The sequence below is a fragment of the Arthrobacter sp. SDTb3-6 genome (assembly GCF_013376095.1).
Lineage (GTDB): Bacteria > Actinomycetota > Actinomycetes > Actinomycetales > Micrococcaceae > Specibacter.
This window is the reverse complement of sequence record NZ_JAAMFN010000047.1, coordinates 1-13,140: the sequence shown is the minus strand read 5'-3', so window position 1 is coordinate 13,140 and position 13,140 is coordinate 1. Positions and strand designations below refer to the sequence as shown.

Here is a 13,140-nt window from a genome sequence, read left to right as displayed (position 1 = left end):
GAAGTAGCCGGCATCAGCCACAACTAGCCAGCGTGGCACAGGGGGCCATCACCCCTGTGCCACGCCCCGTTTTCAGGAGCCTTTCCATGTCAACATCCCAGGCAGTTAGCACGACCGCCATCAACGACGACGCCCAGATGGGGCGCGGCTCACTCACCATGGCCTGGTACGGCCTCGTCAGCGCCATGTTCTTCGTCTACATCGGGGCCGCCCTGGCCGTCGCCTACGGCACGGTCAACGCCATCATCGGCCTTGTCCTGACCATCATCGTCTTTGGCGCCATCAACAGAGTCCTTTCCGGCTATGCGCTGCGCCACGGGCTCACTGTGGCCCAGTTCTCCCGCACACTGCTGGGCCGCAGCGGCTCCATCCTGGCCACGCTCATCTTTGCCGCCACGGCCATCTACTACGCCGTCTTTGAGGGCTCCATCGTCGCCTTCGCGTTCCAGGCGCAGTTCGGCGGCCCGCTGGCCCTGTGGTGCGCCGTCGTGGTGCTGTATTCGACACCGCTGGTGGCAGGAGGCGTGCGCAAATTCCTTGACAAGATCAACGGCTGGCTCCTGCCCCTGTACTGGGGCGGCCTGATCATTGCCGTCGTCTGGGCCGGCACCGTCCACGGCTTCACCCCCAATTGGCTGACCCACGCAGTCCCACCCCTGACCCTGTCCCAGGGCGGCCCCGGCTGGCTGGCCACATTCGCCGCCTACATGGGCGTGTGGATCCTGATGATGTACACCATGGATTTCGCCGCGTTGGGAAAGCGCAAGGACGCCGACTTCCACAAGAAGGTCACGTTCGGCTGGCTGTTCTACACGTTGGCATTCGGTGTCAATGCGCTGATCGGCATCTTCCTCACGTTCACCCTGCCCGGTGTGGAAGCCACCGAGACCGGGGTTGCCGGCGGGCTGGTGAAACTCATGGGCATCTTCGGCCTCGTCGTCGTCTTTGCCTCACAGACCCGCATCAACACGGCCAACTACGCCATGGGCATCTCCAACTTGCGCGAAGCGGGTGAACGCATCCTGCACATCAAGCTCCCCTCGCTCGTGTGGACCGTACTGGGCGCCGCCATCATCTTTGCCCTCATGCTACTGCCCGTGGTTCACTACCTGCTGCTGGCGCTGGCCTGGCAGGGCGTGTTGGTGACCGGGTGGGTGGCCATTGCCCTGACCCAGATCGTCATGGACCGGCTCGACGGACACCCGGCCGAGCCCGGCAGGATCCCGGACAATACGTTCCGCGCCGTCAATGTCCCCGGCGTCTCCGCCTGGCTGGTGTCCGCCGTCGTGGGCCTGGCCCTCCTTCAGTCACACCTCGCCTGGGGCGCAAGCCTGGGCGCCATCATCACTGCGGTCGTGGCTGCGGCCGTCTACGCCGGCCTCCGCAAGGCAACCGGCATTCGCACCGCACTTCGCACCGCATGACCCACGATCATTGGATGATCTGATCAGAAATTAGTCAGATCATCCAATGATCGATTCTTCCGCCGCTGCTAGTGTCGGCGGCAGGAGTGACCCACACTGATTGGAAGGCCCCCATGCCAGAGCAAACCACCTCCACCGCTCCGAGCCCGCTGGCCGGACTGGTTGTTGCAGATTTTTCCAGGGTCCTGGCCGGACCACTGGCCACCATGACGCTGGCCGACCTGGGCGCCCGGGTCATCAAGGTCGAACGGCCCGGAAAGGGTGATGACACCCGCAGCTGGGGCCCACCCTACTCTCCGACCGGGGCCACCTACTTCGAGAGCGTCAACCGGAACAAGGAGTCCGTCTGCCTTGACTTGGCGGATCCCGCGGACCTGGCCACCGCCAGGGAACTGGCACTGCGCGCGGACATCTTGGTGGAAAACTTCAAACCCGGCGGCATGGCCGGGCTCGGCCTGGGATATGAGGAACTGTCAGCGGCGAACCCCACCCTGATCTACGCCTCCATCACCGGCTTTGGCAGCACTGGAGGTGCCAACTTGATGGGCTACGACTTCATTGCCCAGGCCCTTGGCGGACTCATGAGCATCACCGGCGAGAAGGATGGCGGACCCGTCAAGGTCGGCGTCGCCCTCGTCGACGTGTTGACGGCCAAGGACGCTACCATCGGCATCCTTGCGGCACTGGCCGCCCGCGGGGTCTCGGGCCGTGGAGCACATCTGGAACTGAACCTGCTTTCCAGCCTGCAGGGGGCACTTGCCAACCAGGGCCAGGCGTTTTTGGGTGCCGGCAGGGTCCCCGGCAGGATGGGCAACGACCACCCCTCGATCGTTCCCTACCAGCTTTTGGAGTGCGCCGACGCACCCCTTGCGGTGGCCTGTGGCAATGACGGACAGTTCGCCAAGCTGGCCCGCTTGCTGGGCGTGCCGGAGCTTGCTTCGGACCCGCGCTTTGCCACCAACAACGACCGGGTGGCGCACCGCATGGAACTGGTCCCGCTCCTGGAGGGGGCACTGTCGGCGGATTCAGCCCTCGCGTGGCAGGACAGGCTCACCGAGGCCGGCGTTCCGGCAGGTCACGTCTCCGGCATCGATGAAGGGCTTGCCTACGCCGAATCCCTTGGCCTGCAGCCCACGATCGAGGTCCACGACGCTGCCGGCGAGTCCGTCGGCCGCCAGATTCGCAATCCTATTACCTGGACGCCCGCCATCCCCGTGCGCAAGGCGGCGCCGCCCCGGTTGGGGGAGAACAGCGACGACGTCCGCTCCTGGTTGGCTGCCTGCCACGCCGTTGAAAGCGACTCCGGGGCAACATCGCTCATCGGCTGACTGCCCGTGGCCGGACCTCGGTGGCAGCCGCATGTCCGGCCATCGGCACGGCCGCCAAGAACCAAAGGCAGCCCCACGGGTAGGTGGGCCCGTCACCGGTTGGCTCGCTGCTACTCCGAGCGCAGCGCCAACCATAGGTTCGCGGCCACATCCGGATCGTCCGGGTCGGCCCGAAGCAGCCCGGAGACAATGGCCATCCTGTGCCGCAGGGAATTGCGGTGCACGCCCAATTCCCTTGCGGCCCCCTCCCATTGTCCACGGTGTCGCAGGTAGGCCCGCACCGTGGCCACGAGGTCGGCACGCGCGTAGCCGCGCAACGCCGCCACCCAATCCTGGACCCGGGGATCGAGTACGCCGGGCGTCGCCGCAAGAAGCTGGCCCGGCTCCAGACCCCGTACCAGGGCCGCCAATTGACCTGCCTCGTCCCGCACCCGTTCCATGGGCATTGGCCGGCTCAACACCGCCGCAATGTCCGGTTCACCGGCGCCGCGGCGGCCCAGCAGCCCCGCGGGCCGGGGGAAAGCGTCCACATCCGTCTCCCGAGGCAGTGCCCCCGCCGGGGCGAAGGCACCTCTCGGAGGGAGGGGCCCAGTCTGCGGGAGAGCCCCCGTCTGCGGGAAATCAACTGCCTGTCGGAAAGCCCCGGCCGGTGGATACTCCGCCACGGCATCCGCACCGTACGCCCCGAAACCGTAGGTGCCATCGGGGCCGGAGGCGACGCCACGGTCGCCGGCGCTCCCCAGCCCGTGAGTTTTCACCGGTCCGGCGGTTCCGACCGGGCGGACCTGGTCATTGGCAGCGTCCGATCCATTGGCACCGTGGACACGGTCCACACCGCTGGCGCTGTCGGCGTCCAGCAGCCAATAGCTCAACTCCCCCGCCTGGTGACGCAGGCGGCAGTCGCCCATGGCCGCACCCGCGGCCGCCCAGCCGGTCTCCCGGGGCAGCCGGGTTGCAATGGCGCTGGCATCCGCGGCCGCATCCTGCGTGCCGCGGACCACCAGCACCCGCACGGCTCCCCGAGGCACGGAGATACCCAAATCCGCGGCCTGGGCGTAGCCGGCTTCCACGTGTCCGCTCAGGAACAGCTTCGCCACGGCGGAGCCGAGGGCCGCTGCCATGGCGTCCTTCTCCTGCCCCTGAGCGGCCTTCAGGGACAGGAGCACGCACACCGTCAGGATGACCTGGCGGTCCGCCCGGGTGAGTTTGCGCCCGGCCCCGATGGCCAGGACCCCAACCGTCGTGCGCCCCACGAGCACGGGATATTCCACCACGTCCGTGCCGTGGATCTGGAAGGTCGAGGCGGAATGCGTCGCGGCCATGTTGAGCCGGAACGCCTCGATGCGCAACTGCCCCACAATGGCGCGGTTGGATTCTGGCCAAAAGGTCGCGGCGGCATGGTCCGCGGGCAGGTAGGCGGCCCAACCGCCGAGCGCCTGAGCAAGTGCCTTGATCACCTGGGCCAGTGCGTCCGGTTGCGTGGCGGCACGGGCGAGCGCGGTTTGGGTACCAAGGCTGGCCGTCAGGTCCGCCTGGCCTTCCCTGGCCACGAGGTCCCAGTAGGCTCGGGAGACGTTCATGAACGGCGTGCCGGCGGGAACCACCAACAGTTCAAGCCCGTCCCCCCGGCAGGCTTCCAGCAACTCCCCCGGAACCTCGTCCAAGCCCGCACCGAGTCCCAGCCCCAGCGCGGCGACCTCACGGTGCACCAACCGCCGGACATAGGCGGCCACATTGGCCGACGGCCCCGACAGCGGAATTCCGGTGGTGAGCAATAGTTCCCCGCCTTCAAGGTACGGCGTGGGGTCCTCAAGCTCTGAAATATGGACCCCGGAGATCCTGCGTTGCGCCACCCGGTGTCCCGTGGCCGGACTCAGGTCGTTGCCAAGCTGGCCGTGCAATTGCGCCAAGCTGATCACAGGAACCGTCCTTTCATTGGTGTGACACACATCATATGGATGATTTGGCCAATTCTGCCAAAAACTTGGATAGAACATCCAATGCATACCACGGAAGCACGGAATACCTTTGTGGATATGACAAGCACCGCAGAGACCTTGCCCCAGACCAGACACCTCGCCACGGCCATTCCGGGCCCCACCTCCACGGCTCTCCACGAGGAGCGTGTTGCCCACGTCACCTCCGGGTTCGGGGTCACCTTGCCCATCTTCATCAACCGCGCCGACGGTGGCATCCTGGAGGATGTGGACGGCAACCGCATCATCGATCTGGCCGCCGGCATTGCTGTAACCAGTGTGGGCGCCACCAACACCCACGTGCAGGCCCAAGTGGCCCTGCAGATGTCCAAGTTCACGCACACCTGCTTCATGGTGACCGAATACGACTCCTTTACCAAAGTGGCGGCCTGGCTCAATAGCCACACCCCGGGAGACTTCGACAAGCGCACCGCGCTCTTCTCCACTGGAGCGGAGGCGGTGGAAAACGCCGTCAAGATCGCCCGTGTCGCCACAGGACGGGAGCGGGTACTGGTGTTCGACGACGCCTACCACGGCCGTTCCCTGCTCACCATGGCCATGACAGCCAAGGTGAACCCGTACAAGTTGGACTTTGGCCCCTTCCCCGGCGAGGTGTTCCGTGCCCCGACCGCCACCCGGCTGTGGGCGCACCGCAGCGGCGAAACCACCGCCGCCACCGCGCTGGGCGGGGTTGAAGAGCTCCTGGTGGACAACGGCCCCGAAACATTTGCCGCCATGGTGATTGAGCCGATCCAGGGCGAGGGTGGCTTCCTCATGCCGGCACCGGGCTTCCTGGCGGGCCTGCGTGAATTGGCCACCAAGTACGGCATCGTTTTCGTTGTCGATGAAATCCAGGCAGGCCTGGGCCGCACCGGAAAGCTGTTCGCCAGCGAGTACGAAGGCATCGCCGGGGACATCACACTGACCGCCAAGGCGCTGGCCGGAGGTTTGCCTCTGAGTGCTGTCACGGGTCGGACCGAGATCATGAACGCCGTGCACAAGGGCGGTCTGGGTGGCACTTACGCCGGCAACCCGGTGGCTTGCGCCGCCGCATTGGGCGTTTTCGAGGCGTTCGAGGACGGCACACTGTTGGAGAATGCGCTGGCCATCGAGGCTACGGTCAGGGAAACGCTGGAGCCACTGATGGATGGCACGTCCGTCATTGCCGATTTCCGTGGCCGCGGCGCCATGCTGGCCCTGGAATTCACCGACAAACTCACCTTGGAAACCCGTGCTGACCTTGCCGCCGAGGTTGCCGCCAAATGCCACAGCCAGGGCGTCCTCGTACTGGTCTGCGGCACCTACGGCAACGTCATCCGCCTGCTGCCTCCTTTGGTTATTGGCCAGGAACTGCTCCGGGACGGCCTGGCCGTGCTGCGAGACGCCATTATTGCCGTCGACGCTGCACAGAAGGGCGCGGCACAGAATACGGAACAGGTGCTGCCAGCAGACAACCACGGCGGCGCAGCTTCCCTGACCGCCATCTAAATCCTTCCCTTCCGGACCCGCCAACCCTTGGAGTACACCATGACTGAAATATCTGACCTGTTGGACATCGACTCCCTTTTAACCGCCGAGGAACTCGCGCTGCGGGACAAGGTGCGTTCCTTCGTTGATACCAGCATCCGGCCTAACATTGCCTCCTGGTATGAAAATGCTGTCTTCCCCGTGGAGATCGTGAAGGAGATGGCCGGTCTTGGCCTCCTTGGCATGCACTTAAAGGGGTATGGCTGCCCCGGCCGCTCCGCCGTCGAATACGGCATCGCCGCCCTGGAACTGGAGGCTGGCGATTCGGGCCTGCGCACCTTTGTCAGCGTCCAGGGTTCCCTGGCCATGAGCGCCATTTACAAGCACGGTTCGGAAGAGCAGAAAGACGAATGGCTTCCCCACATGGCAGCCGGGGACGTCGTCGGCTGCTTCGGCCTCACAGAGCCCACTGCGGGCTCTGACCCAGGAAGCATGAAGACGTTTGCCCGCCGCGACGGGGACGACTGGGTCATCAACGGCTCCAAGCGCTGGATCGGCATGGCCTCCATTGCGCACATTGCCATCATCTGGGCCATGACGGACGACGGCGTCCGCGGCTTCATCGTACCCACCGGCACACCCGGGTTCTCAGCAACGCCGATCGAACCCAAGCTCTCCATGCGCGCATCCATCCAATGCGACATCGAACTGACGGACGTGCGGCTCCCCGGCACAGCCCTGCTGCCGGGTGCCAAGGGCCTCCGCGGACCATTTGAGTGTCTCAACGAGGCCCGCTACGGCATCATCTGGGGAGCCATGGGGGCGGCCCGGGACAGCTTCGAAACGGCGGTGACTTACTCCCAGGAACGCCTCCAGTTCGACAAGCCCCTCGCGGGGTACCAGCTCACCCAGGAAAAGCTCGTCAACATGGCATTGGAAATCAACAAGGGCATGCTGCTGGCACTGCAGATCGGCCGCCTCAAGGAAGCCGGTGCACTGAAGCCGCACCACATTTCCGTGGGTAAGCTCAACAACTGCCGTGAAGCCATCAAGATTTGCCGCGACGCCCGCGCCATGCTGGGCGGCAACGGCATCACCCTTGACTATTCTCCGCTACGCCACGCCAACAACCTTGAGTCCGTCCGAACCTACGAAGGCACCGACGAGGTCCACACGTTGATCCTCGGCAATCACATCACCGGGATCCCGGCCTTCCGCTAAGGAGCAGTCCATGACAACAACAACGTCCACAGCAGTTGAACTTCAGCACTTCATCGCCGGTACCTGGCATGACGGCAGCGGCAGCGCCTTCTCCTCCGTCAACCCCGCACGCCCGTCCGAAACCGTGGCGCACGGCCTGCAGGCCGGAGCAGCCGACGTCGACCACGCCATGCGCAGCGCCGTAGCGGCCAAGCACGGCTGGGCACACACACCTCCCCATGAACGTGGCGCGGTGCTGCTGCGTACGGCCGCCATTCTGGAAGAACATGCCCCTGCGTGGGGACGGGAGCTGGCCCGGGAAGAGGGAAAGACGCTGGCCGAGGGCCAAGGTGAGGTGCTGCGAGCCGCACAGATCTTCCGTTATTACGGCAACGACGGTGACCGCGAGGCCGGAGGCATTTACTCCTCCCCGCGCCGCGGCGAGAAGATCCTTGTCACACGCAAGCCACTGGGCGTGGTGGGCGTCGTGACGCCTTTCAACTTCCCCATCGCCATCCCGGCCTGGAAGCTCGCCCCGGCCCTCGCCTACGGCAACACGGTGGTCTGGAAGCCGGCAAGCACGGTGCCGCTGCTGGCCGTGCGCCTGGCCCAGGCAATGGAGCAGGCCGGGCTTCCGTCGGGCGTGTTGAGCCTGCTGATCGGGCCGGGCCCCCTGGGCACCGCCCTCGTGGAGCACGCGGCGCTGGATGGGCTCTCCTTCACCGGGTCCACAGGGGTCGGGCGCAGCCTTGCCGCGGCAGCGGCCGGCCGCGGCGTGCCCATCCAGGCCGAGATGGGCGGCAAGAATGCCGCCATCGTCCTGGCCGATGCCGACCTGGAACTGGCCGCCGAGCAGGTCATGCTGGGCGCTTTCCGCTCGTCCGGCCAAAAGTGCACGGCAACCTCCCGGCTGATCGTCGCCGACGGCGTCGCCGACGAATTCCTCACGATGCTCCGGGACAGGGCCGAAGCCCTCGTGGTGGGTGAGCCCACCGACCATGCCACCCACATGGGCCCGGTCATCAACGGCGGGGCCCAGGCCTCCATCCAGAGCGGCATTCACCGCGCCCTGGCACAGGGAGCCTCCCTGTTGACGGGCGGGCTGCCGTACACGGACACCGCACGGTCCACCGGCTACTTCGTTGCCCCCACCATTTTGGAACTGCCTGCAAGTGGGCAGGCAGACGTGTGGCGTGAGGAGCTCTTCGGCCCCGTGCTCGCCGTCCGGCGTGCCTCGTCCGCCGCAGCCGCCTTTGATCTCGCGAACGACAGCGAGTTCGGGCTCTCCGCGGCACTGTTCACGCAGGATCTAACGCTGGCGCTGGAAGGCATGGAGGAGCTTGACGTGGGAATCCTGCACGTCAACTCCGAATCCGCCGGCGCAGACCCGCACGTCCCCTTTGGCGGTGTGAAGAAGAGCGGCTACGGCCCCAAGGAACAGGGGCAGAGCGCCAAGGAGTTCTACTCGCACACGACCACCGTGTACCTGCGCGGCGGCCAGGCGCACCGTGGTTAGGCGCGCCGTCGCCAAGTACGCTACCGTTTTGCGCGCGTAGGCGGGCAGCCGTGAAAACGTACCTCGTCGGGCTCATCCCCGGGGACGGAATCGGGCCAGAGCTCATCGATGCCGCCGTTGCCGTGCTCTCTGCCACGGCGACGGCGGGCGGTTTCGCCCTGGACTTCCGCTGGGAGGACGGCGGCGCGGGAACATACCGGCACGCGGGAGCGAATCTCGGCATCGGCGCACTCGAACGCATCCGGGACACCTACCACGCCACGCTGAAGGGCCCGGCGGGGCTGCCGGAAGTCCGCAAACCCGATGGCACCGAGGCCGGGGTGCTGGGCGGGGTCCTGCGACGCGGCCTGGACGCGTACGCAAATATCCGGCCCGTCCGCCACCACGGTGCAGGCATTGACTACGTTTTGGTGCGTGAGAACACGGAGGGCCTTTATGCCTCCCGTGACGCCGGCGTCGGCAACGACTGGGCCCACGCCGACCAGCTGCTGGTCACCCGGGCCGGCACCGAGCGCATCGTCCGCAAGGCATTCGAGCTCGCCGCCGGGCGTGGCGGGGCCCCTGCCGACGGAGTCCAGCGTGTCACGTGCGTGGACAAGAGCAACGTGCTGCGCAGCTACGCCTTCTTCCGGCGCATCTTCACGGAAGTTGCGGCCGATCACCCGGACATTGAGGCCTGCTACCAGTATGCCGATGCCGCCGCCTACCAGCTGGTGACGTGTCCGGAACGCTTCGACGTGCTGGTCATGGAGAACTTTATTGGCGACATCCTCTCCGACGTCGGCGCCGCGACCGTGGGCGGGCTGGGCATGTGCCCTGCGGCCAATATGGGCGACGCTGCAGCGTACTTTGAACCGGCACACGGCAGCGCCCCCGATCTCGCGGGCACGAACTCGGCCAATCCCGCAGCCCAAATCCTGGCCGCCGCCATGATGCTCGACCACCTCGGCCAGCCCAAGGGCGCGCAAGCCATCCGCTCCGCAGTGGACGCCGTCGCACCGGCAGCCCTGTTGGCCGGGGCCGCCGGCTGCACTCCCCCCGCCACGGGCAGCCTCCGCCACTGCACGGAACAAATATGTGCACACATTTCCAGCCACATGGTTGACGCCGCGGCACAGCCCTGACGAAACCGCCTATCCGAAAAAAGGACCACCATGGAACAACGAACCGTCATCTCCAACATCCTCGTCATCGGCGCCGGCGCAATGGGCTCGCAAATTGCCATGACAGCGGCCCTGGCCGGCTACCCCACCACCATCCACGACGTCTCCCAAACCCAACTGGATGCCGCAATGGCCGCACTCCGCGAACGCGCCGACAAAATGGTCGACTCCGGAAGGCTGACAACTGATCAGGCCGAGCAGGCCCAAGCCAGGCTGCGGTTCAGCACCCAACTGGAGAACGTGTCCCCAGCCGCCGACTTCGTGATCGAAGCCGCCACGGAAAGGCTGGACATCAAGCAGGAAATCTTTGCCACCCTGGGCCACCTGGCCCCGCCCCACGCCATCCTGGCCACAAATTCCTCCACCCTGGGATCTTCCAAGGTGGCCGAGGCCAGCGGCCGGCCAGACCGGGTGTGCAACATGCACTTCTTCAACCCAGTGCTGGTTATGGAATGCGTGGAAGTGGTCCGCCATCCAGGCACCTCGCAGGCCACGATAGATGCCACCATGGATCTGGCCCGGCGGCTGGGAAAGTCGCCTGTTCTGATCAACCGCGAGATCCCGGGCTTTGTGGCCAACAGGCTGATGGGCGCCGTACAAAAGGAGGCACTGGCCCTTCTTGCCGGCGGGGTCGCCAACAAGGAAGACATCGACACGACCGCCCGCCTCGCCCTGCGGCACCCCATGGGGCCGTTCGAGCTGATGGACCTCGTGGGCCTGGACGTCATAGCCGACATCGCGCGCGCCACACACGAGGAAACAGGCGACCCCGTTGACGCCCCGGACCCGGCGATCACTGCATTGGTCAGCAAGGGAATGTTCGGCCGGAAGTCCGGTGCCGGCTGGTACAGCTACGCACGCTGAGGGCCGGTGCCGGCTGGTACAGCTACGCACGCTGAGGGCCGGTGCCGGCTGGTACAGCTACGCACGCTGAGGGCCGGTCGCCACCACGATCCTCGGCACCTTGCAGGCCGCCGGCAACCACGACCTTGCCAATTGGAACGTCTCCGGCAAGCTCGTCAAGGGCACGGGCAGGCCATAAACCTGGTCGGCGACGCCGTTGTTGGCCGGATAGCGACCAACCGTGCCGTGTCTAACATCGTCGACTCCGCCCTGCTACTTCGCGCCGTGGTGCCGGACGCCACCATCGACTCCCCGGTGAAGTCCGCTGGGGGGCAAATTCATCATTGACCCAGAGAAAGAAGACGCAGCATGACCGCATTGATCGCCGGGTACGCCCGCACCCCGTTTGCCCGATTCAACGGAAGCCTCGCCACCGTTTCAGCGACGGCCCTGGGCGCCCATGCCGCTGCGGCCGCCCTCCGGCGTGCCGGGATCGACGCCGGCGAGGTGCAGCGGGTCTTCGCCGGGCAGGTGCTGCAGGCCGGTGCCGGGCAGAACCCGGCACGCCAGTCCGCCGTGGGAGCCGGGATCGGCTTCAACGTCCCCGCCCTGACACTGAACGCCGTTTGCCTCTCGGGCACCGAGGCCGTGGTGGCCGGTGAGCGCATGATCGCAGCCGGCGAAGCGGACGTGGTAGTCGCCATCGGACAGGAATCCATGTCGCTGGCCCCCCACGTGCAGCGGGCACGGGCCGGAACAAGATACGGTGCGATCGAAATGATCGACACACTGGAGTTCGACGGACTCAGCGATGCCTTCGAGGCACGCTCCATGGGTGCCTCCACGGAGGACGGCAACACCGCCATGGGCATCGGCCGCAAGGAGCAAGACGAGTTCTCCGCACGCTCACACCGGCTGGCCGCGGCCGCGCCCGACTTCCACGCCGCGGAAATCGCACCGTTCAGTGTCGCGAGCCGAAGCGGGGAAACCGTTGTCTGGGCAGACGACGGCGTGCGTGCCGAGACGACCGTCGAGACCCTGGGCAAACTGCGCCCCGCGTTCAACAGGGAAGGCACCATCACCGCGGGTAACGCCTCGCAAATCACCGACGGCGCCGCGGCACTGGTGCTCGTCAGCAAGGCCGCGGCCGAGCAGTTGGGCATTACCCCGATCGCCGAGATTGTCTCCCACGCCCTGGTGGCCGGACCGGATGTGCTTTTGCACGAGCAGCCCGCCAACGCCATCCTCGCCGCCTTGGAAGGAACCGGAATCGCGCCATCCGACCTGAAAGCCGTGGAAATCAACGAGGCTTTCGCCGCAGTCGGCGTGCGTTCAACGACAAAACTGGGAATCAATCCGGCTATCGTGAACACCAAAGGCGGGGCGATCGCTCTGGGGCACCCGATCGGCGCGTCCGGCGCCCGGATCGTCGGCACGCTCGCCCGCCAGCTGGCCGAACTGGGTGCCGGCTCCGTGGGCGCCACCGGCATCTGCGGCGGCGGAGGGCAGGGCAGCGCCGTGGTGCTGCGGGCCCTGTAGAACCAGCTGGGATAGTCGCCCCATAACGGAATATCCACGGCATGATCGCTGCCCATGTCGTTGGCGCACGCAGCGAGCAAACAGCCTTCGTTAATCCGGTCCCGTTCACTATCCCGCTCGCCTCGACGCTGATTCCACGGCCCTCCGACCACCCTGAACACCGGAAAATCAACGAAACACCAAACCAAACACGACCCTATGACCGGAGTGGCGAATTCTAGGGGTCGATGCAACGCCCGAGGTCAGCTGGCTATCAGTAAATCACGAAGAGACTCGGCGGGTCTGTCAATTTAACGGTGGTGCGCCGCGAGGCGTTGTTTGTTCGAGTGGAGGTGAGAGGACTCTACGGCCCTGCTGTCGTAGCAGCGGGGTGAAGCTGGCGGCAGCTTGGCCTTTGGGAACGCTTTGGCCGGGTGGGAGCAGCCGCGACAAAGTCAGGACGGATCCAGTACTGCCAGATGGTCCGGGCCTGGTGAGCAAGACGGGAAGGTACACGCGAGGAACCGGTGTTTGACGCCTCTTGAAATTTGACCGGCTCTAAATCTGGTGGATTTGGGCTGGGTTGCGGTGCGCACCCGTCAGTCATGGCGGGGAACTTCGGACCGGGTTCACATTCTTGGGTCCGAAGGTCATGGTGAAGGTCTACGGCGTAGCCATGACGATGCCGCAGGGGTAAAGCCGGGT

9 protein-coding genes are annotated in these 13,140 nt (G+C 65.9%); 8 read left to right on the top strand and 1 reads right to left on the bottom strand.

Annotated elements, in window-relative coordinates; all coding sequences use genetic code 11:
* The first annotated feature begins 86 nt into the window (after positions 1–86).
* Both G6035_RS17195 and G6035_RS17190 read left to right on the top strand, forming a co-directional pair.
* Entirely contained in the window at positions 87–1,424 is a 1,338-nt protein-coding gene (locus G6035_RS17195) for a cytosine permease (protein WP_256128078.1), read from the top strand.
* A 113-nt stretch (positions 1,425–1,537) separates the two neighbouring features.
* Positions 1,538–2,752: a CaiB/BaiF CoA-transferase family protein gene (locus G6035_RS17190; protein WP_176618329.1), complete on the top strand. Its 1,215-nt coding sequence runs from the start codon at positions 1,538–1,540 to the stop codon at positions 2,750–2,752.
* A gap of 110 nt (positions 2,753–2,862) precedes the next feature.
* Here the strand turns inward: G6035_RS17190 and G6035_RS17185 are convergent, their stop codons facing one another.
* Positions 2,863–4,671: a PucR family transcriptional regulator gene (locus G6035_RS17185; RefSeq protein ID WP_176618328.1), complete on the bottom strand. Its 1,809-nt coding sequence runs from the start codon at positions 4,669–4,671 to the stop codon at positions 2,863–2,865.
* A gap of 117 nt (positions 4,672–4,788) precedes the next feature.
* On the opposite strand from G6035_RS17185, the gene G6035_RS17180 reads away from it, so the two are divergent.
* The 6 genes from G6035_RS17180 (at position 4,789) to G6035_RS17155 (ending at position 12,456) form a co-directional block, all read left to right on the top strand.
* The gene (locus G6035_RS17180; protein ID WP_176618327.1) at positions 4,789–6,216 is read left to right on the top strand and encodes an aminotransferase class III-fold pyridoxal phosphate-dependent enzyme; all 1,428 of its coding nucleotides are present in this window, start codon (positions 4,789–4,791) and stop codon (positions 6,214–6,216) included.
* Positions 6,217–6,255: 39 nt separating this feature from the next.
* On the top strand, positions 6,256–7,416 hold the full coding sequence (locus G6035_RS17175) for an acyl-CoA dehydrogenase family protein (protein ID WP_176618326.1): 1,161 nt from the start codon (positions 6,256–6,258) through the stop codon (positions 7,414–7,416).
* A gap of 10 nt (positions 7,417–7,426) precedes the next feature.
* Positions 7,427–8,911, top strand: coding sequence for an aldehyde dehydrogenase family protein (locus G6035_RS17170; protein WP_176618325.1), 1,485 nt, complete (start codon positions 7,427–7,429; stop codon positions 8,909–8,911).
* Between the two features lie 50 nt (positions 8,912–8,961).
* Complete coding sequence (locus G6035_RS17165; RefSeq protein ID WP_176618324.1) at positions 8,962–10,035, top strand: isocitrate/isopropylmalate family dehydrogenase; 1,074 nt, start codon at positions 8,962–8,964, stop codon at positions 10,033–10,035.
* A gap of 30 nt (positions 10,036–10,065) precedes the next feature.
* Entirely contained in the window at positions 10,066–10,938 is an 873-nt protein-coding gene (locus tag G6035_RS17160; protein ID WP_176618323.1) for a 3-hydroxyacyl-CoA dehydrogenase family protein, read from the top strand.
* Positions 10,939–11,286: 348 nt separating this feature from the next.
* A complete protein-coding gene (locus tag G6035_RS17155; protein WP_176618322.1) occupies positions 11,287–12,456 on the top strand; it encodes an acetyl-CoA C-acyltransferase in 1,170 nt (389 codons plus the stop codon).
* Positions 12,457–13,140 lie beyond the last annotated feature (684 nt).